At 76.1% G+C, this 18,992-nt stretch carries 12 protein-coding genes; 11 read left to right on the top strand and 1 reads right to left on the bottom strand.

The features are described from left to right. The first annotated feature begins 5 nt into the window (after positions 1 to 5). The 9 genes from AC6I72_RS20795 (at position 6) to AC6I72_RS20755 (ending at position 13,872) form a co-directional block, all read left to right on the top strand. Positions 6 to 1,271 (top strand): 6-phospho-beta-glucosidase, encoded by a 1,266-nt coding sequence (locus tag AC6I72_RS20795; RefSeq protein WP_498002619.1) that lies wholly within the window; start codon positions 6 to 8, stop codon positions 1,269 to 1,271. Continuing rightward, positions 1,262 to 2,233, top strand: a complete 972-nt coding sequence (locus AC6I72_RS20790) for an N-acetylglucosamine kinase (RefSeq protein ID WP_498002617.1) — start codon at positions 1,262 to 1,264, stop codon at positions 2,231 to 2,233. Before AC6I72_RS20795 ends, AC6I72_RS20790 begins: the two co-directional genes overlap by 10 nt. A gap of 296 nt (positions 2,234 to 2,529) precedes the next feature. After that, positions 2,530 to 3,981, top strand: coding sequence for a GlnX family signal transduction membrane protein (locus AC6I72_RS20785; RefSeq protein ID WP_498002615.1), 1,452 nt, complete (start codon positions 2,530 to 2,532; stop codon positions 3,979 to 3,981). Positions 3,982 to 4,016: 35 nt separating this feature from the next. Further along, positions 4,017 to 5,036 (top strand): glutamate ABC transporter substrate-binding protein, encoded by a 1,020-nt coding sequence (locus tag AC6I72_RS20780; protein ID WP_498002614.1) that lies wholly within the window; start codon positions 4,017 to 4,019, stop codon positions 5,034 to 5,036. A 90-nt stretch (positions 5,037 to 5,126) separates the two neighbouring features. Continuing rightward, positions 5,127 to 6,458, top strand: a complete 1,332-nt coding sequence (locus tag AC6I72_RS20775) for a hypothetical protein (protein ID WP_498002613.1) — start codon at positions 5,127 to 5,129, stop codon at positions 6,456 to 6,458. Further along, positions 6,455 to 9,058, top strand: a complete 2,604-nt coding sequence (locus AC6I72_RS20770; RefSeq protein ID WP_498002611.1) for a serine/threonine-protein kinase — start codon at positions 6,455 to 6,457, stop codon at positions 9,056 to 9,058. The genes AC6I72_RS20775 and AC6I72_RS20770 overlap by 4 nt, the downstream gene beginning before the upstream one ends. Before the next feature lie 3 nt (positions 9,059 to 9,061). Then, complete coding sequence (locus AC6I72_RS20765; RefSeq protein WP_498002608.1) at positions 9,062 to 10,567, top strand: PP2C family protein-serine/threonine phosphatase; 1,506 nt, start codon at positions 9,062 to 9,064, stop codon at positions 10,565 to 10,567. A 292-nt stretch (positions 10,568 to 10,859) separates the two neighbouring features. Further along, positions 10,860 to 12,206 (top strand): vWA domain-containing protein, encoded by a 1,347-nt coding sequence (locus AC6I72_RS20760; RefSeq protein ID WP_498002607.1) that lies wholly within the window; start codon positions 10,860 to 10,862, stop codon positions 12,204 to 12,206. Between the two features lie 82 nt (positions 12,207 to 12,288). After that, a complete protein-coding gene (locus AC6I72_RS20755) occupies positions 12,289 to 13,872 on the top strand; it encodes an FHA domain-containing protein (protein ID WP_498002606.1) in 1,584 nt (527 codons plus the stop codon). A 16-nt stretch (positions 13,873 to 13,888) separates the two neighbouring features. Here AC6I72_RS20755 and AC6I72_RS20750 read toward each other — a convergent pair whose 3' ends face one another. Beyond that, positions 13,889 to 14,887: a methyltransferase domain-containing protein gene (locus AC6I72_RS20750; protein WP_498002604.1), complete on the bottom strand. Its 999-nt coding sequence runs from the start codon at positions 14,885 to 14,887 to the stop codon at positions 13,889 to 13,891. 146 nt (positions 14,888 to 15,033) lie between these two features. On the opposite strand from AC6I72_RS20750, the gene AC6I72_RS20745 reads away from it, so the two are divergent. Together AC6I72_RS20745 and AC6I72_RS20740 are read left to right on the top strand one after the other, a co-directional pair. Continuing rightward, positions 15,034 to 15,438, top strand: a complete 405-nt coding sequence (locus AC6I72_RS20745; RefSeq protein ID WP_037859758.1) for a globin — start codon at positions 15,034 to 15,036, stop codon at positions 15,436 to 15,438. Between the two features lie 268 nt (positions 15,439 to 15,706). After that, a complete protein-coding gene (locus AC6I72_RS20740; RefSeq protein ID WP_498002603.1) occupies positions 15,707 to 18,991 on the top strand; it encodes an FtsX-like permease family protein in 3,285 nt (1,094 codons plus the stop codon). Position 18,992 lies beyond the last annotated feature (1 nt).

The raw sequence follows: 18,992 nt of genomic DNA, 5'->3' as shown, positions 1-18,992 counted from the left end.
CACACATGAAACTCACCGTGGTCGGCGGCGGTTCGACCTACACCCCCGAACTCATCGACGGATTCGCCCGGCTCAGGGACACCCTGCCGGTCGAGGAACTGGTCCTGGTCGACCCCGCGGCCGACCGCCTGGAGCTGGTGGGCGGCCTGGCCCGCCGCATCTTCGCCAAGCAGGACCACCCCGGCCGGATCGTCACCACCTCCGACCTGGACGCGGGCGTGGAGGGCGCCGACGCCGTCCTGCTCCAGCTGCGCGTCGGCGGGCAGGCCGCCCGGCAGCAGGACGAGACCTGGCCGCTGGAGTGCGGCTGCGTCGGCCAGGAGACGACCGGCGCCGGCGGCCTCGCCAAGGCGCTGCGCACGGTCCCGGTCGTCCTGGACATCGCCGAGCGCGTACGGCGCGCCAACCCCGACGCCTGGATCATCGACTTCACCAACCCGGTCGGCATCGTCACCCGCGCCCTGCTGGAGGCCGGGCACCGCGCCGTCGGCCTGTGCAACGTGGCGATCGGCTTCCAGCGGAAGTTCGCCGCGCTGCTGGACGTGGCGCCCCACGACGTCCACCTGGACCACGTGGGCCTGAACCACCTCACCTGGGAGACCGGGGTGCGCCTGGGCGGCCCCGAGGGCGCGGACGTGCTCCCCCGGCTGCTGGCCGAGCACGGCGACGCCGTCGCCGCCGACCTGCGCCTGCCCCGCCAGGTCCTGGACCGCCTCGGCGTCGTCCCGTCCTACTACCTGCGCTACTACTACGCGCACGACCAGGTCGTCGACGAGCTGCGCACCAAGCCGTCCCGGGCCGCCGAGGTGGCCGCCATGGAGCGCGAACTGCTCGCGATGTACGGCGACCCGGCGCTGGACGAGAAGCCGGCCCTGCTCGCCAAGCGCGGCGGCGCCTACTACTCGGAGGCGGCCGTGGACCTGGCCGCCGCGCTGCTGGGCGGCGGCGGCAGCCCGTACCAGGTCGTCAACACCCGCAACCGGGGCACGCTGCCGTTCCTGCCCGACGACGCCGTCATCGAGGTGCAGGCGGCGGTCGGCCCCAAGGGCGCCACCCCGCTGCCCGTGGCCCCCGTGGACCCGCTGTACGCGGGTCTGGTGGCGAACGTGACGGCGTACGAGGAGCTGGCCCTGCGGGCGGCGCTGCACGGCGGCCGGGACCGCGTCTTCCGCGCGCTCCTCGCCCACCCCCTGATCGGCCAGTACGCCTACGCCGAAACCCTCACCGACCAGCTGATCGCACACAACCGGGAGCACCTCGCGTGGGCCTGACCGCAAGCGTCCTCGCCATCGACGCGGGCAACAGCAAGACCGACGTCGCGGTCGTGGCGGCCGACGGGAACGTCCTCGCCACGGCCCGCGGCGGCGGGTTCCGGCCGCCGGCCGTGGGCGTCCGGACGGCGGTGGACGTCCTCGCGGACGCCGTCGGACGCGCCTTCGCCGAGGCCGGCGTCACCTCGGTCGCGCACGTCTCGGCCTGTCTGGCCAACGCCGACCTGCCCGTGGAGGAGGAACAGCTCGCGTCGGCCCTGCACGCGCGCGCGTGGGGCACGACGGTGGAGGTCCGCAACGACACGTTCGCCGTCCTGCGCGCGGGCGTGGCCGAGCCGCGCGGAGTGGCGGTGGTCTGCGGCGCGGGCATCAACTGCGTCGGCATGCGCCCGGACGGCCGTACGGCCCGCTTCCCGGCGATAGGCCGCATCTCCGGCGACTGGGGCGGCGGGTGGGGCCTGGCGGAGGAGGCGCTGTGGTTCGCCGCGCGCGCGGAGGACGGCCGCGGCGAGCCGACCGCGCTGGCCCGCACGCTGCCCGGCCACTTCGGGCTCACGTCCATGTACGCCCTGATCGAGGCGTTGCACCTCGACCACGTCGACCAGGACCGCCGTCACGAACTGACACCCGTCCTGTTCGCGACGGCCGCCGGGGGCGACCCGATCGCCCGCTCGATCGTGGAACGCCTGGCGGACGAGGTCGTGGCCATGGCGGCGGTCGCGCTGACCCGTCTCGACCTCCTCGGGGAGGAGACGCCCGTGCTCCTGGGCGGCAGCGTCCTGGCCGCCCGCCACCCGCAGCTCGACGCGGCCCTGCGCGAACGCCTGGCCGCCCGCGCTCCGAAGGCCGTCCCGCAGGTGGTCACGGCCCGCCCGGTGCTCGGCGCGGCCCTGCTGGGCCTGGACCACGTGGGGGCACCGGCAGAGGTCCAGGAAAGGGTACGGGCGTACTTCGAACGCTGAGCGCGCCCAGAAGGCCGAACGGACCGCGTACGCGCGGCGCGTGGGACGGGCAGGACACCACGAGGGGTCCTGCCCGTCACGCGTGCCGCGCCCGGCCCGGGCGGGTCACGGCCGCCGCGCGCGGGAACCGGACCGGCCCGGGCCGCGTATTCATGGGCAGGGGGTGGTGCGGGGCGTTCGTCGTGGGCGCGGCCGGGCGACCCCGCCGCGATCGGATCAAGATCCAGTGAAGGCCGGTGCGGATGCCGGTCCGGGAAGGGATACTTGCGGCGACCGATGACCACGGGGGGTCAGCAGTGACACACTCGCCGAACAGCAGCGCGGCGCCACCGGGCCCCGGCGCGCCCGTGCTGCCCGCCGTGCCGCCGCAGCCCTCCGCACCCGTCCGGCCGAACGCGCCGGCGGCTCCGGTCCCCGCGCCGCCGCGCCGCACGGCGTTCGCCGAGGGCGTCGACCGGCTGCGCGCCGCCGCCGTCACCGAGCCCGGCCGGCTGCGTCTGATCGGCGCGCTGCTGGCGCTGCTGGTCGTCGCGTTCGGCGCCGTCGCCGCCTGGCAGAGCACCAGCCGGCAGTCGGCCGCCGACGACGTGCTGCACCACAGCCAGCCCCTCAGCTCCGAGGCCGCCGCGATCTTCCGCTCCCTCGCCGACGCCAACACCATGGCGAGCAGCGGGTACCTGGCGGGTATCCAGGAGACGCGCGCCACCCGCGAGCGCTACGAGGCGGACATCCGCACCGCCGCCCAGGGCCTGGTCACCGCCGCCGCCAACTCCGCACCCGGCTCACCCTCCGCGAAGACCATCGGCGACCTCAACGAGCTGCTGCCGCGCTACAAGGGCCTGGTCGAGTCGGCCCGCGCCAACAACCGCCAGGGCTTCCCGGTCGGCGGCGCCTACCTGCGGGCCGCCAACACCACGATGCAGGACCGGATGCTCCCGGCCGCCGAGACGCTGTACCGCACGGAGAACAGGCAGCGCAGCGCGGACTACGGTGACGCGACCCCCTACCCGTGGGCGGCCATCGCCCTCGGGGTGCTCGCCCTGGCCGCCCTCGGCTGGGCCCAGCACCGCGACTACCGGCGGACCAACCGGGTGCTGAACCAGGGCCTGGTGGCCGCCGCGGCGGCGACCGCCGTCGTCCTGCTGTGGCTGGTCGTCGGCCACGGCGTCGCCCGCGCGGGCCTCGACGACTCCCGGCACGGCGTGGAGTCGCTCAACGTGCTGCACGACGCCCGGATCGCCTCCCTCAAGGCCCGCGGCGACGAGAACCTCACCCTGGTCAGCCGCGGCGCGGAGACCCGGACCCTGCCGGACGGCACGGTCATGGACGCCTACGACTGGAAGTACGACCAGGAGATCGGCGACCTCGCCAGGACCCTGGCGCGGGCGGAGTCGCTCGCCGACGAGCCGGCGGGCCGCGATCCGGTGCGGGCGGCGAGCGAGTCGGTGAAGGTCTGGAGGTCCCGCCACGCGCTGGCCCGCAAGGCGGACGACGCCGGGGACTACCGGGCCGCCCGCGACCGGGTCATCGGCACGGGCGCGACGGCGCAGGCGACGGGCGAGTGCTTCGACGACGTCGACGCCTCCCTCGCGACGGCGCTCGCCCACGAGACACAGGAGTTCGAGAGCGCCGCCAAGGACGGGCTGGACGCGATGAGCTACCTGCCGGCCGGCTCCGCGGTGCTCGCCCTGCTCGGCGCCGCCGGTGCTCTGCTGGGCATCGGGCGGCGGCTGTCGGAGTACCGGTGAGAGAGGGCGGGACAGGGGTGGAAGGAGGCGTGCGGATGCGAGTGCGGCAACTGCGGTCCGGTCTCGAGGGCTGGGGCGGGGTCGGCGCGATGGCCGTCGTCTGCGTCCTGGCGCTGGCGTTCGCCCTGGTGCTGCCCAGCACCCAGACGCACGGCCGCCGCACCCCCCGGGCCGCCGGCGCCGCGCGGACCGCCCAGGGCGTGCAGGCCAGGGCCGGGGACTGCGTGGACGGCGACGCCCAGAACCTCAGCCTGCCGCCCGCGGACACCGACGGCCCCGCCGTCAGCGCGATCAGGAAGCGCGGCACCCTCGTGGTCGGCGTCGACCAGAACAGCTACGGCTGGGGCTACCGCAACCCGAACGACGCCTCCGACGACCTGGACGGCTTCGACATCGCCCTGGCCCGCCGCATCGCCAGGGAACTCCTCGGCGACGCGGGGAAGATCACGTTCCGGGCCATCCCCACCAACGAGCGCGAGCACGCGGTCGACTCCGGCCGGGTCGACATGGTGGTCCGCACCATGACCATCACCTGCAAGCGTCTGGAGAAGGTGGCGTTCTCCGCCCCGTACTTCCTGACCGGGCAGCAGGTCCTCGCGCCGCGCACGTCCCCGGTCACCGGCTACGACAAGTCGCTCGCCGGGAAGAAGGTCTGCTCCGCGACCGGTTCGACGGCCTACGACCACCTGGCCGCCGACAAGGAGAACGGCACCCTGCCCGCCTCCACCGACATCTCCACCACCGTGCCCAACCAGCTGGACTGCCTGGTGCGGCTGCAACTCGGCGAGGTGGACGCGGTGGTGACCGACGGCGCCCTCGCCGCCAGCCAGGCCGCGCAGGACCCGGCGGTGGAGCTGAAGGGCCCCACCTTCACCAAGGAGTACTACGGCGTGGCGATGAAGCGGGGCGCCGACGATCTGGTACGTCAGGTCAACCGGATACTGGAGGACTACCGCAAGGACGGGGGCTGGAAGCAGGCGTACGACCACTGGCTGTCCCGCACGCTGGGTAAGGATTCGGAGTCGGCGACTCCGCCGACGGCCGGCCACCGGTGACCGGCACCCGGCGCCCGCACGGGCGATGACCGGGGACGCCACCGGACGGCGTACGACCGACGGAACACGAAGAGCAGCGAGAGGTGATCGATGGGCGGCGCGGACCCCGCCGGGCCGGTGCTGGACCGGGACGAGGTGGACCGTGCGCTGGCGCGGCTCGGCGCGGAGCACGAGGCGATCGAGACCTCCCTCCTCGCCCTGCAGGACCACGCGGGCCGCAGACTCCTCGAAGGCGCCCGGCTCACCGGCGTCACCCAGGAGCGCTGGGCGGCGGCGGAGGCGTCGATCACGCTGCTGTGGGCGTACTTCGACGCCTACACGGCAGCGCTGCGCACCGCACGGGAGATCCGCTCCCGGCGCCGCTGGTCCAGTCGCGAGGACCTGGTGGAACTGACCGAGCTGCTGCGCGGCGAGTCCGTCACGGTCCCCGGCTCGGCCACCGCCGCGGCGAACGCGCAGGGCCCGGCGGGTCCGGGCCGGCTCAGCCACAGCTTCTCGCTGGCCGCGCTGGTGGACCGGATGAACGAGCTGTACGCGAGCAGCCTGGACACGGTGGTCGCCGCCGACGCCGTGTGGTCGGCGCTGCCCGCCCGGATCGATCTGCTCGCCGCCGAACTGCAGCGCACCCGCCGCCTGGCGCACTCGGTCGGCGTCCGCCCCGGCGAACACCCGGCGGGCGACGACCTGGAACACATCACCCGCACCCTCACCGCCCTGCGCGAGCAGGTGATCAGCGACCCGCTCGCCCACTGGGTGCCCGCGCAGGGCAGTTCGGCGCCGGGCGGCGGCCGGCCGGACACCACGGTGTACGACCGGGAGGCACGCGCGCTGGAGGAGGTGCGCCGGGAGATCGACGCCGTGCTCGGGGTGCGGCAGGACGCCGAGCAGCGGCTGATCCGGCTGCGGGACGTGCTCTCGCGCGCGGACCGCACGCTCGCCGAGGCACGCACCGCGCGCGGTGAGGTGCTGGCGAAGATCGCCGCCACCGAGGTGCCGGTGGTCAGCGGCCCGCCGACCGCGCTGCAGGAGCAGTTGGCTACGGCCGCCGAGTACCGCAGGCAGGCCCAGTGGCACCGCCTGTCGCCGCTCCTGGAGGCACTGGAGCAGAAGGCGGAGGACGAACTGCTGCGGGCTCGCGAGTCGTTGACGGCGGTGACCGCGCCGCTGGCGGTCCGCGCCGAGCTGCGCGGCCGGCTGGACGCGTACCGGGCGAAGGTGGCGCACAGCGGTCTGGCGGAGGACCCGCTGCTGGTCGAGCGGTACGACGCGGCGCGCCGCATGCTGTGGAGCGCGCCCTGCGACCTGCGGGTGGCCGAGCAGGCGGTGCTGCGCTACCAGCGGGCGGCGGCCGAACTGCTCGCCGCGGCGCGGGTGCCCCGCCAGGGCGGCCCGCGCGACGACGAGGACAGGGGGGAGTCATGAGCCAGGCGGGGCAGACCTGCCAGCGGCCGGCCTGCGGCGGCGCGTACGAGGACGTGGGCGGCGGCGAGCTGTACTGCGACACGTGCGGTCTGGCGCCGGTGGTGTCGGCGACCGGCATGGTCGCCTCGGCGCCCACCGGGGTCGCCGGTGGCGGCAGGGGGTCGGCGGGCAGCGGGAGTTCGGGCACCGGCGCGGGCGGTGGCCGCGGCGCGGGCACGTCGTCGCAGTCCTCGAAGTCGCGCCGCTCCGTGTCCGGGCGGCTCTCGCGTTCCCTGTCGGGCCGGTCCACCAGCCGCTCGGTGTCGGTGCGCGGTTCCGGTTCGGCGGCGAACTCCTCCGGCCGCAACCGGCTGGGGGCCGGTCTCGTCCAGGTGCCGCAGGTGCCGCGCCCCGACCCGCGGTCGATGGTGCTGGCCGGCCCCGAGGTGCCCGAGCGCAAGCGGTTCTGCTCGCGTGCGGACTGCGGGGCGCCGGTGGGCCGGGCCCGCGGTGAGCGGCCGGGCCGTACGGAGGGCTTCTGCACCAAGTGCGGGCACCCGTACTCCTTCGTGCCCAAGCTGAAGGCCGGGGACGTGGTGCACGGCCAGTACGAGGTCGTGGGCTGCCTCGCGCACGGCGGTCTGGGCTGGATCTACCTGGCCGTGGACCGGGCCGTGTCCGACCGGTGGGTGGTCCTCAAGGGCCTGCTGGACACCGGCGACCAGGACGCGATGGCGGCGGCCATCTCCGAGCGGCGCTTCCTCGCGGAGATCGAGCACGCCAACATCGTGCGGATCTACAACTTCGTGGAGCACCTGGACCAGCGCACCGGGTCCCTCGACGGCTACATCGTCATGGAGTACGTCGGCGGCAAGTCGCTCAAGGAGATCGCCAACGCCCGCCGCACCGCCGACGGCAGACGCGATCCGCTGCCCGTGGAGCAGGCGTGCGCGTACGGCATCGAGGCCCTGGAGGCGCTCGCCCACCTGCACAGCCGCAACCTGCTGTACTGCGACTTCAAGGTCGACAACGCGATCCAGACCGAGGACGAGCTGAAGCTGATCGACATGGGCGCGGTGCGCCGCACGGACGACGAGGAGTCGGCCATCTACGGCACGGTCGGCTACCAGGCGCCCGAGGTCGCCGAGACCGGCCCGTCGGTGGCCAGCGACCTGTACACGGTGGGCCGTACGCTCGCCGTGCTCACCTTCGACTTCCAGGGCTACACGAACGTCTTCGTGGACTGCCTGCCCGACCCGGACACCGTCGAGGTGTTCCGCCGCTACGAGTCCTTCTACCGGCTGCTGGTGCGCGCCACCGACCCCGATCCGGACCGCAGGTTCGCCTCCGCGCAGGAGATGGCCGAGCAGTTGACAGGTGTGCTGCGGGAGGTGGTGTCGCTGCAGACGGGCCGGGCGCGTCCGGCGCTGTCCACGCTCTTCGGTCCCGAGACCAAGGTCACGGACACGGAGTTGTTCCCGCCGCTGGAGGGGGACGTGTCCCGGCTGGGGACGCGGGCCCGGCGCGGCCGCGGGGCCCCGGCCGCCGCTTCGGCGCCCGCACCCGGCACCGCGCCTCCCGGCCCGGCCGCAGCCCTCGCCGCCGTCGGCGCTCCCGGCCCGGCGCCCGTGCCCGCGCACGTCCCTGCCGCACCCGCCGGCGCCCCGGCCGCCGTGCCGGTGCCCGTCAAGCCGGCCGGTGCGCCGGCGGCGGCGCTCGCCCTGCCCGTCCCGCACGTCGACCCCGCCGACCCCGACGCGGGTTTCCTGGCGGGCCTGCTGGCCTCCGCGCCCGCCGAGCTGATCCACGCCCTGGCCGCCGCGCCCGCCCGGTCGGCCGAGACCCGGCTGCGCGAGGTCCGCGCCCGGCTGGAGACCGGCGAGACGGCGACCGCCCTGCGGGTGCTGCGCGCGCTGGAGGAGCAGCACCCCGACGACTGGCGGGTCGTCTGGTACCGGGGCCTGGCGTCCCTGGTCACCGCCGACCACGAGGAGGCGGCGCTCGCCTTCGACGCGATCTACGACGCCTTCCCGGGCGAGATCGCGCCGAAGCTGGCGCTCGGCCTGTGCGCGGAGGTCCTCGGCCAGCTCGACAACGCGGCCGAGTACTACCGGCTGGTCTGGGCGACCGACCCCAGCCACGTCAGCGCGGCCTTCGGGCTGGCCCGGGTCCAGCTCGCCGGCGGCGACCGCCGGGCGGCGGTGCGGACCCTGGAGTCGGTCCCGGAGGCCTCCATCCACTACACGGCGGCCCGGGTGGCGGCGGTCCGTGCGCGGCTGCGCCACCGTTCGGCGCTCGCCTCCGACACGCCGTTCCTGGAGGATCTGACGGCCGCCGCCGGGCAGGTGGAGGCGCTGCGGGCGTACGGTCTGGACCCGGCGCGGCGCGAGCTGCTGTCGGCGGAGGTACTCGGCTGCGCGCTGGACTGGGTACTCTCCGGGGGCCGGGCCACCGACCCGTCCTCGCGGCGGGTGCTGCTCGGCAGCGACCTGGACGAGCGGGGACTCCGCTTCGGCCTGGAGCGTACGTACCGCACGCTGGCCCGGCTGGCGCCCGGCGGCGAGGAGAGGATCGACCTGGTGGAACGTGCCAACCGTTACCGCCCCCGGACATGGGTGTAGTTGATGTCGCAGATGCCCCAGCAGGCCGCCTTGTCGAACTGCCCGAGCTGCGCGGAGCCGCTTGAGTCGGGTGACCGTTTCTGCGGCGCCTGCGGATACGACCTGTCCGTGGCCGTCGCGCCCGCGCACGACACGCCGACGGTCCAGATGAACGGCGGCGCCGTGCCGCGCCCCTCCGCACCGGCCGAGAGCGCTGCGGGGGGCGGCGCATGGCCGCTCGCCCCCCAGCCGGACGGTCCCGGAGCCGCGCGCGGGCAACGCCCCGCGGACGTCGCGGGCACCGGACCGGGCGGCGCGCCGCTGCCCGCGCAGGGCCGGCAACCGGAACCGGCGCCACCGGCCCCGGGCGCGGGGCCCGGTCCGGCGGCGGAGCCCGAGGAGTACCCGCTGCAGGCCCCGGACCCGCGATCGGCCGCCGCCGGCGAGGACTCGGCCGGTGCGGACGGCGTGACCGGTGCGGCGGACGTGCCCGGTGCTGAGGGCGCCGGGGGCGCCGCGGCCGGTGGTGCGGTCGCGTACGGTGGCCCGGCGGCGGTCGCCGGGGGGCCCGGCGAGGTCTCCGTGCCAGGCGGGAGCGCCGCACCCGCAGGGGCCGCCGCCGTCTGCGTGGCCTGCCGGGCGGGACGGGTCGACAGCGACGGGTACTGCGAGAACTGCGGGCACGCCCAGCCCCGGGAACGCGACCACATGGAGCGGGAGTCGGGTCCGGTCGCCGCGGTCAGCGACCGGGGCCGGCGCCACCACCGCAACGAGGACGCCTTCGCGGTCGGCAACGCGGTCCTGCCCGACGGCTCGGCCGCGTCGGTGGCCGTCGTCTGCGACGGCGTGTCCTCCGCGACCCGTCCAGACGAGGCCTCCCTCGCCGCGTCCCGGGCGGCGATCGACAGCCTGCTGGCCGCCCTGCCGCAGGGCACGCACCCGCAGCGGGCCATGCACGACGCCATCGTCGCCGCCGCGCGGGCGGTCGACGCGCTCGCCGAGGAGCCGGCGGGCGCCCGCGAGCACGCCCCCCAGCAGAACTCCCCCGCCTGCACGCTCGTCGGCGCGGTGGTCACCGCCGGGCTGCTGATCGTCGGCTGGGTCGGCGACAGCCGCGTCTACTGGGTGCCGGTGGACCGCACGGCACCGCCGGCCCGGCTCACCGAGGACGACTCGTGGGCCGCGCAGATGGTCGCCGCGGGCCTGATGAGCGAGGCACAGGCGTACGCCGACGAGCGCGCCCACGCGATCACCGGCTGGCTCGGCGCGGACGCCTACGAACTGGAGCCGCACACCGCCTCGTTCAAGCCGGACCGGGCCGGCGTGGTCGTGGTCTGCACGGACGGCCTGTGGAACTACGCCGAGACGGCCCAGGAGATGGCCGAGGTGCTGCCCCTGGACGCGGCCGTGCGCCCGCTGCACGGCGCCCGGGTCCTGGTCGGCCACGCGCTCGACGGCGGGGGCCACGACAACGTAACAGTGGCGCTCGTGCCGTTCCCGGCGCCGCCGCAGGGGGCAGGATCGAGCTGAGACACGGGACCGACCGGACCGCGCGACGGGGCGCGCCCGGTCCGGTGCCTCCGCACGGGCGGGCCCGAGGGTCAAGGGCCCAAGGGTCAAGGGCCCAAGGGTCAAGGGCCCGAGGGTCAAGGGGCGAAGGACCGGCAGCCGGTGAACGGAAGAGCCGGAGTCCCGGGGAGTCCCGACGGCCGCACCGGGCCGGAGGACCGCAGGGCCGGAGGGGGCGGCAGGGGGGCCGGCCCGGCAGAGCCGTACAGTCGTCAGCCCCGCTCGCGGGGCCCAGAGGGGGATCTGGGAAGACATGGCCAATTTCTCGAAGTCCAGCGTGCCGCGCTTCTCGGTGGACGTGTACCAGAACGAGTACCTGCCCCAGGGCGGCCGGGAGGTCAACGCCATCGTCACGGTGACGGCGACCGGCGGCGGCACCCTGGGGAGCCCGGTCACCGCCCCGCACCTGTACGCGTCGGGCGCGGGGCCGTCCGCGGCGGTGGTCGTCATGGTCGACTGCTCGGGTTCGATGGACTACCCGCCGGCCAAGATGCACCACGCCCGTCAGGCCACGGCCGCCGCGATCGCCACCCTGCGCGACGGCGTGCGGTTCGCGGTGGTCGCCGGGACGCACGTGGCCACGGAGGTCTACCCCGGCGGCGGCCGGCTCGCCGTCGCCGACGCCACCACCCGCGAGCAGGCCAGGACGGCGCTGCGCAAGCTCGGCGCGGGCGGCGGCACCGCCATCGGCACCTGGCTGCGGCTCGCCGGCCGGCTGCTCGCCTCGCAGGACGTCGCCATCCGGCACGGCATCCTGCTCACCGACGGCCGCAACGAGCACGAGTCGCCCGACGACCTCGCCGCGACGCTCGACGCGTGCGCCGGGCGCTTCACCTGTGACGCCCGTGGCGTGGGCACCGACTGGGAAGTGAAAGAAGTCACAGGGATCGCCTCCGCGCTGCTCGGCACCGCCGACATCGTCGCCGATCCGGCGGGCCTGGCCGCCGACTTCACCGGGATGATGGAGACGGCGATGGGCAAGGAGGTCGCCGACGTCGCCCTGCGGGTGTGGACACCGGTGGGCGCCGGCATCCGCTTCGTCAAGCAAGTCGCGCCGACGGTCGAGGAGTTGACCGGCCGGCGCAGCGAAGCCGGGCCGCGCGCAGGGGACTACCCGACCGGGTCCTGGGGCGACGAGTCCCGCGACTACCACCTCTGCGTCGAGGTCCCCGGCGCGGACATCGGCCAGGAGATGCTGGCGGCACGGGTCTCCCTGGTGGTGCCGCAACCGGACGGGAGCACCGAGAACCTCGGGGCCCAGGGGCTCGTGAGGGCCGTGTGGACCGACGACCTGGCGGCCTCCACCGCGATCAGTCCGCAGGTCGCCCACTACACCGGCCAGGCCGAACTGGCACAGGTCATCCAAGAGGGGCTCGACCTTCGCAAAGCGGGTGATTCCGATGGAGCAACCACCAAACTGGGGCGCGCGGTTCAGCTCGCGAACGCCTCGGGCAACGCCGGTACGGCGAAGCTGCTCGCCAAGGTGGTGGACGTGGTCGACGCCGCGACGGGTACTGTGCGACTGAAGGCGAAGGTCGAGGAGGCCGACGAGATGACTCTCGAGACCCGGTCCACAAAGACTGTTCGTGTAAAGAAGTGATCTGCCAGACAGCGAGCCCGGCCCCTCGGGGTGGGAGAAATCCGGTCGACGCGGCCGGAACAGGAGAGGGGGAAGCGCCGACATGCCGACCTGCCCGAACGGACACCAGTCGGGTTCCGACGACTGGTGCGAGGTCTGCGGTCACCGCATGGCCGGTGCCGTACCACCACCACCTCCTCCGCCGCCGCCCCCGGTCGGCGGCTACGGCTTCCCGCCCGCCCCGGGCCCGGGTGGTCCGGGAGGCCCCGGCCACCCCGGAGCCCCCACCGGCCCCGGCGGTCCTGGAGCGGCCGGCGGGTTCCCGTACCAGGCCGGGGGCCCCGGTTCCCAGCCGGAACTCTGCCCGCAGTGCCGCACGCCCCGTGAGGGCGGTGCGCCGTTCTGCGAGGAGTGCCGGTGGAACTTCCTGACGAACACCGCCACCTCGTACACCCCGGCCGCCCCGCGCCCGCCGGCGCCGGGTCCCGGCCCGGCCGGCGGCCCCGGTGCGGGTCCCGCCGGTCCGGCCGGCCCCGGTGCTCCCGGTGGCCCCGGCGGCGGTACCGGACCGCGCTTCCCGCAGGCGCCCGCCCCTTCCTACGGCAGTGGCGGTGACGCCTTCGGCTACCAGGGCTCCCGGCCCTCCCAGGTGAACCGGCCGGCCGAGCCCATCCCGCCGGGTCCGCCCTTCGGCGCCGACCCCACGGGCCGTCCGGCAGGTCCCGGCGGCCCCGGCGCCGCCGGTCCTTCGGGCTTCGGCGGCGCTCCCCGGCCGGCCGGACCGCCGCCCGGAGCACCCGGCGGCCCCTCGGGCTTCGGCGGCGACCCCTCACGACCGGTCCCGCCGCCCCCCGGCCCGACCCCGCCCGCCGGTCCCGGCGGCCCCGGCGCGCCCAACGGGCCCACGGGCCCCGGCGGCCCCGGCGGTGCCCCGCAGGCCTTCCACCGCCCCGGCCCGCCCGCGCCGCCCCCGTTCCCGCAGGAGACGAACAGACCGCAGCCCGGGGGGCCGTCCTTCGGCGGTGGCGAGGACGACTGGGTGATCTCCCCGCCGTCGTCCACCGGACAGGGCGGCCCGGCAGGTCCCGGCAGCCCGGCCGGCGGTCCCGGCGGGGGCTACGGCTACCCGCAGCCCGGCGCCCGGCAGGCCCCGCCCGGCCAGGGCGGCGGTCCCGCCGGCGGTTACGGCTACCCGCAGCCCGGCGCCACCCAGGCCCCGCCGCCCGGCCCCGGCTTCCCGCAGCAGTCCCAGCCGCAGCAGCCGCCCCAGCCGCAGCAGCCCGCCACCTGGACGGCGACGATCGGTCCGGACCGCGAGTACTTCATGGCGATGATGCACCGCTCGGGCCCCGAGGCCGCGGGGCTGAACCTGCCCGCGTACTCGCCGGAGCAGCAGCGCACGCTCACCGGCAACCAGATCACCATCGGCCGCCGCCGGCACTCCACGGGTGACACCCCGGACATCGACCTGTCGGTGCCGCCGGAGGACCCGGGCGTCTCGCACCAGCACGCGGTGCTCGTCCAGCAGCCCGACGGCAACTGGGCGGTCGTCGACCAGAACTCGACGAACGGCACCACGGTCAACGGCTCCGAGGAGCCGATCCAGCCCTTCGTGCCGGTGCCGCTGCAGGACGGCGACCGGGTGCACGTCGGCGCGTGGACGACGATCACCGTGCGGCGCGGCTGACCGGTGTGCGTACGGATCAACCCGGCAGGGGCCAGGTGTGCGGCCCCTGCGGGTGGTCCAGCCACGCCCAGGCGCGCGCGCCGCTCACCGTGACCCCGTAGCGCTCCCGCGGCGGCCGTCCGGCGCGCTCCCACAGGTCGTAGGCCTCGCGGGCACCGGTGCGCCCGCGGACCAGGGCCAGCAGGAAACGGAACAGCTCGTCCTCGCGGGCCCGGGCGGGCACGCCCTCCAGCGGTGGGAGCGGTGCGTCCGGTCCGCTCCCGCCGCCGCGCAGCGGTACGAAGTAGGCGGGCGTGCCGAGGAACGGTCCTTCGGCGTGCGTGGCGTCGCGCACGGTCAGCGCGGCCAGGCCGGTGGCGATCGGGAGCAGGATCCGGGCGCCGGGGGCGCACTGGGCGAGCCAGGCGGGCGGGACGGTGGGCAGCGCGCAGGTGGCGATGATCCGGTCGAAGGGGGCGCGTTCGGGGACCCCGCGGGCCCCGTCGCCGGTGACCACGACCGGGTGGTGGCCGGCGGCGGCCAGGTGGCACCGCGCCGACTCGGTGATCTCCGGTTCCAGGTCGACGGTGGTGACGAGGCCGTCGTCCCCGAGCCGGTGGGCGAGCAGGGCCGCGTTGTAGCCGGTGCCGGCGCCGATCTCCAGGACCCGGTCGCCGTCGCTCACCCGCAGTTCGGCCAGCATCTGCGCCATCAGCGAGGGCTGGCTGCTGGAGGAGACCAGTTCCCCGTCGCGCAGCCGCGTGGCCAGCGGTACGTCGGCGTAGGCGCCCCGCAGCCACCGCTCCCGTTCCGCGGCGTCCGGGCTCTCGCCCCACCGCCGTTCGTAGCCGCGGGGGCCGGTGACGTAGTAGTACGGCACGAAGAGGTGCCGCGGCACCTCTTCGAACGCCTCCCGCCACACGGGGTCGCGGGCCCAGGCCCCGCTCTCCTCGATCTCCCGCACCAGCGCGGCCCGCGCCGTAGCGGCGAGGCCGGCCCAGTCCCTGTCGTCGGTGTCGACGGCGTGCGCGCCCATGGCTCCACTGTGCGGCCCGATCCACCGCGGGGCGAGCGTCCGCGACGGACCGAAGGGCTCCTCGCGGCCCACGGCCCCCGGTCCCCGTCCTCGGTCCCGGTCCTGAGTCCGCGGTCCTCCGTCCGGCCGTCTGAGACGATGAACGGGTGAATGAGATTCGGCGCGGCACGCTTCAGGAGCAGACCTTCTACGAGCAGGTCGGTGGGGAGGAGACCTTCCGCCGGCTCGTCCACCGTTTCTACGAGGGGGTCGCGGACGATCCCGAGCTGCGGGCGATGTACCCGGAGGAGGACCTCGGTCCCGCCGAGGAGCGGCTGCGGCTGTTCCTGATGCAGTACTGGGGCGGCCCGACGACGTACAGCGAGCGGCGCGGCCACCCGCGCCTGCGGATGCGGCACGCGCCCTTCACGGTGGACCGCGCGGCGCACGACGCGTGGCTGCGGCACATGCGCGTCGCCGTGGACGAGCTGGGCCTGTCCGAGGAGCACGAGCGGACGCTGTGGAACTACCTGACGTACGCGGCGGCCTCGATGGTCAACACCCCGGACTGAGCGGACGCGACGCGGGCCGGCGCCGCTCCCCGTACGGACCGCCGGCCGGCCCGTTCCCCTCCCGCGGGGGGCTCCGGCCGATCCGTTCCCTTCCGTCCGGTGCACCCACCACCGCCGGGCGGACCGACCGCACGGAGTCCCGCATTCCGGTCGTTCATCGCCGTATTCCGGTCACAATCCGATCAAGCTAGGTTCACAAGCGCTTACCCGAGTCCCGTCTCCTCTGACAGCATCACCCGCAGGTCTGGACAACTTCTGGGGGAGCCGGGTGGGGGGATTCACGGGATTCGTCCTGTCGCGGGCGCGCGCGCACCGGCTGCTCCTGGCCGCCGCCGTGCTCTCGGTCCTGCTGACCACGGCGGTGCTGGCGACGCTCACCGCCTACTCCGGCGCGATCGGGGACGCCTCGCTGCGCCACTCGTTGCGGGACCCGCGCAACGCGGCCGCTGCCACCCTGGTCGTCAAGGCCGACGTACCGCCGGAGTCCCGCGCCGCCGCCGGCGCGGCCGTACGCGAGGGCGCCCGCGGCGCCTTCGACGGACTGCCGGTGACCGTGCGGTCCCTGGCCCGGTCCGGCCCCTACGCCCTCCCGCGTTCGCTCCAGGCGCCCGCCGCCCGCTCCGGCGACCCGGACCTGACGTACTTCGCCGCCCTCGACGCCGCCCAGGTGCGGCTCGTCTCCGGGCGCCTGCCGCGCACCACGGCCGGCGGCGACCTGGAGGCCGCGCTGCCGCAGGCGGCGGCGCGGCGCCTGGGCCTGAAGCCCGGCGCCCGGCTGACCCTCGACGACCGGCTCGGTGACCACACGGCCCGCGTGCGGATCACCGGCCTGTACCGGCCCGCCTCGGCCGACGCGCCGTACTGGCAGCTGGACGACCTGGGCGGGCGCGGCATCCGCAAGGTCGACTTCACGACGTACGGCCCGCTCCTCGCCGACGCCGGTGTCCTCGCCGGGGGCCGGGTGAGCGCGGGGCAGACCGCGTGGCAGGCCTCGGCGGACTTCTCCACGCTGACCACCGGCCGGACCGGCGCGCTGCGCGACGCCGTCCGCTCGGGCGCGGCCGCCCTGAAGAGGACAAGCGCGGCCGGCGGCGAGCCGACCGTCACCACCTCGCTGCCCGACGTCCTGGACCGGATCGACCGCTCCCTGCTGGTGGCCCGCTCGACCCTCTTGATCGCGGCGCTCCAGCTGGCCCTGCTGGCCGGGTACGCGCTGCTGCTGGTGGCCCGGCTGCTGAGCAGCGAGCGCGCCGGCGAGACCCGGCTGCTGCGGGCCCGCGGCGGTTCCCGGGCCCGGCTGGCGGGCCTGGCCGCCACGGAGGCGCTGCTGCTCGCGCTGCCGGCCGTGGTGTGCGCGCCCCTGCTGGCCGGTCCGCTGACCCGGCTGCTGGCCGGGCGCGGTGCCCTGGCCCGGATCGGGCTGCACCCGGACGTCCCGGTGACGGGCGGGCCCGGGGTGTGGCTGGTGGCGGCCGGGGTGGCGCTGGGCTGTGCGCTGGCGGTGACGCTGCCCGCCCTGACCTCGTCCCTCGCGCCCGGCCGGCGGGCCCGCGCGCTGCCCGCGCCGCTGCGGGCCGGCGCGGACGTGGGTCTGCTGGCGGTGGCCGCGGTGGCGTACTGGCAGCTGAACCGTCAGTCCTCCGGCGCGGTCGGCGACAGCGGTACGGGCGGCCTCGGCATCGACCCGCTGCTCGTCACCGCGCCCGCGCTCGCCCTGCTGGCCGGGACCGTGCTGACGCTGCGGCTGCTGCCGCCGGTGGCCCGGCTCGCCGAGCGCCGGGCGGCCGGCGGGCGCGGGCTGCCGGCGGCGCTGGCGGGCTGGCAGTTCAGCCGCCGCCCGACGCGCGGTGCCGGTCCGGTGCTGCTGCTGGTGCTGGCCATCGCGCTGGGCATGCTGGCGATCGGGCAGGGCGCCTCCTGGAACCGTTCGCAGGACGACCAGGCCGACTTCCTCGCCGGTGCGCCGGTGCGCGTCCTGGACGCCGGGGAGGGGGGCCTGGGCCGCAGCGAGCAGTACGCGTCCGTCCCGCACGTCGACTCCGCGGCCCCCGCCGTGCGCGCCTCGCTGCCGATGTCCGCCGACCGGACCGGGACCGTGCTCGCGCTGGACACCGCCGGCGCGGCGGGCACCGTGCTGATGCGCCACGACCTGTCCTCCCAGCCGGTGGGTCCGCTGCTGAAGGGACTCGCCCCCCACGGGGCGGCGGCGGGGGTGAAGCTGCCCGCGGGCACGGCCCGGCTGCGGCTGACGACGGCCGTGCGCAGTTCCCCGGCCGGGCACCCGGCCGCCACGGTGGACCTGGCGGTCACCCTGGAGGACCGCTACGGCGTCCCGTACCGCAAGGCGCTGCCCTCGCTGCCCGCCGACGGCCGCGCCCGCCCCCTCGACGTGGACCTGCCGCCCGCGGCAGGGCCCCTGACGCTCACCGGTCTCGACCTGAGCGTGCCCCAGCCCGTCGACCGGGCCGCGCGGCACCGCCTGACCGTCGGGGCCGCCGAGGCCGTCGGCAGCGGCGGGACGGCGACGAAGCTGACCCTGCCCACCGCCTGGACCGCGGTGACCTCCGGCGGCTCGGACCCCCTCCCCGACGGCAGGAACACCCCGGGCGCCGCCGAGGTGGCCGCCGGCCGCCCGCTGACGGTCACCTACGGCACCGGCTACGTGCCGCACCAGGACATCTGGGCGGTGGGCTCGGCCGTCACCGTACGGCTCCAGGTCACCCAGCCCGCGCAGGAGGAGATCGCGGCCGTGGCCACCGACCGCTTCCTGACCGCCGCCGGCGCCCACGCGGGCCAGCGCATGGACGTGACGTTCGCCGGCCGCAACCTCCCGGTGCGGATCGTGCGCGCGGTGCGGGAGCTGCCGACCACCGCCGGGGCGGCGCAGAGCGCCTCGCCGGACGCGGCGCACGACGGCGGCGGCCTCCTCGTCGACCTGCGGGCGGTCAACCGGATGCTCCAGACCCGCTACGGGGAGAACGCCGAGCCCACCGAGTGGTGGCTGCGCACCGGCCCGCGGTACGCGAGCGCCGTCGCCGCCGACCTGCGCTCCCTGCCCGACATCGACCCGGCGCGTGTGGTGGTGCGCGAGGAGATCGCCGACGGGCTGCGCGACGACCCCTTCGGGGCCGGACCGGCCGCCGCGTTCACCGCGGCCGCGGCCGTGGCGGCGGCGCTGGCCGCGCTCGGCTTCGCGGTCAGCGCGGCCGGGGCGCTGCGCGAGAGGGACGCCGAGTTCGCCGTGCTGCGCGCCCTGGGCGCCCCGCGCCGCCAGCTCGCCCGGATGCTCGCCGCCGAACAGGGCGTGCTGGTGGCCCTGGGCCTGGTGGTCGGCGTGGCGCTGGGCGCGGTGCTGACCCGGGCCGTGATCCCGCTGATCGTGCTGACCGGGCAGGCCACGAAACCGGTACCGGCGGTGCTGGTCGAACTGCCGGTGGGCCAGGTGGCGCTGCTGCTGGCCGCCGTCGCCGCCGCGCCGCTCGTCGTCACGGCGGTGCTGACCCTGCGCCGGGCCGACCCGGCGGTGTCCCTTCGAGACCGCGGAGGTGAGTGAG

The sequence above is a fragment of the Streptomyces sp. Xyl84 genome, from assembly GCF_059731885.1.
This window is presented reverse-complemented; position numbering and strand designations above follow the sequence as displayed.

What these genes read in the sequence shown, in the direction of transcription:
- AC6I72_RS20795 (WP_498002619.1), top strand. Translation starts at nt 6, where the DNA reads ATGAAACTCACCGTGGTCGGCGGCGGTTCGACCTACACCCCCGAACTC.
- AC6I72_RS20780 (WP_498002614.1), top strand. Translation starts at nt 4,017, where the DNA reads ATGCGAGTGCGGCAACTGCGGTCCGGTCTCGAGGGCTGGGGCGGGGTC.
- AC6I72_RS20775 (WP_498002613.1), top strand. Translation starts at nt 5,127, where the DNA reads ATGGGCGGCGCGGACCCCGCCGGGCCGGTGCTGGACCGGGACGAGGTG.
- AC6I72_RS20770 (WP_498002611.1), top strand. Translation starts at nt 6,455, where the DNA reads ATGAGCCAGGCGGGGCAGACCTGCCAGCGGCCGGCCTGCGGCGGCGCG.
- AC6I72_RS20765 (WP_498002608.1), top strand. Translation starts at nt 9,062, where the DNA reads ATGTCGCAGATGCCCCAGCAGGCCGCCTTGTCGAACTGCCCGAGCTGC.
- AC6I72_RS20760 (WP_498002607.1), top strand. Translation starts at nt 10,860, where the DNA reads ATGGCCAATTTCTCGAAGTCCAGCGTGCCGCGCTTCTCGGTGGACGTG.
- AC6I72_RS20755 (WP_498002606.1), top strand. Translation starts at nt 12,289, where the DNA reads ATGCCGACCTGCCCGAACGGACACCAGTCGGGTTCCGACGACTGGTGC.
- AC6I72_RS20750 (WP_498002604.1), bottom strand. Translation starts at nt 14,887, where the DNA reads ATGGGCGCGCACGCCGTCGACACCGACGACAGGGACTGGGCCGGCCTC.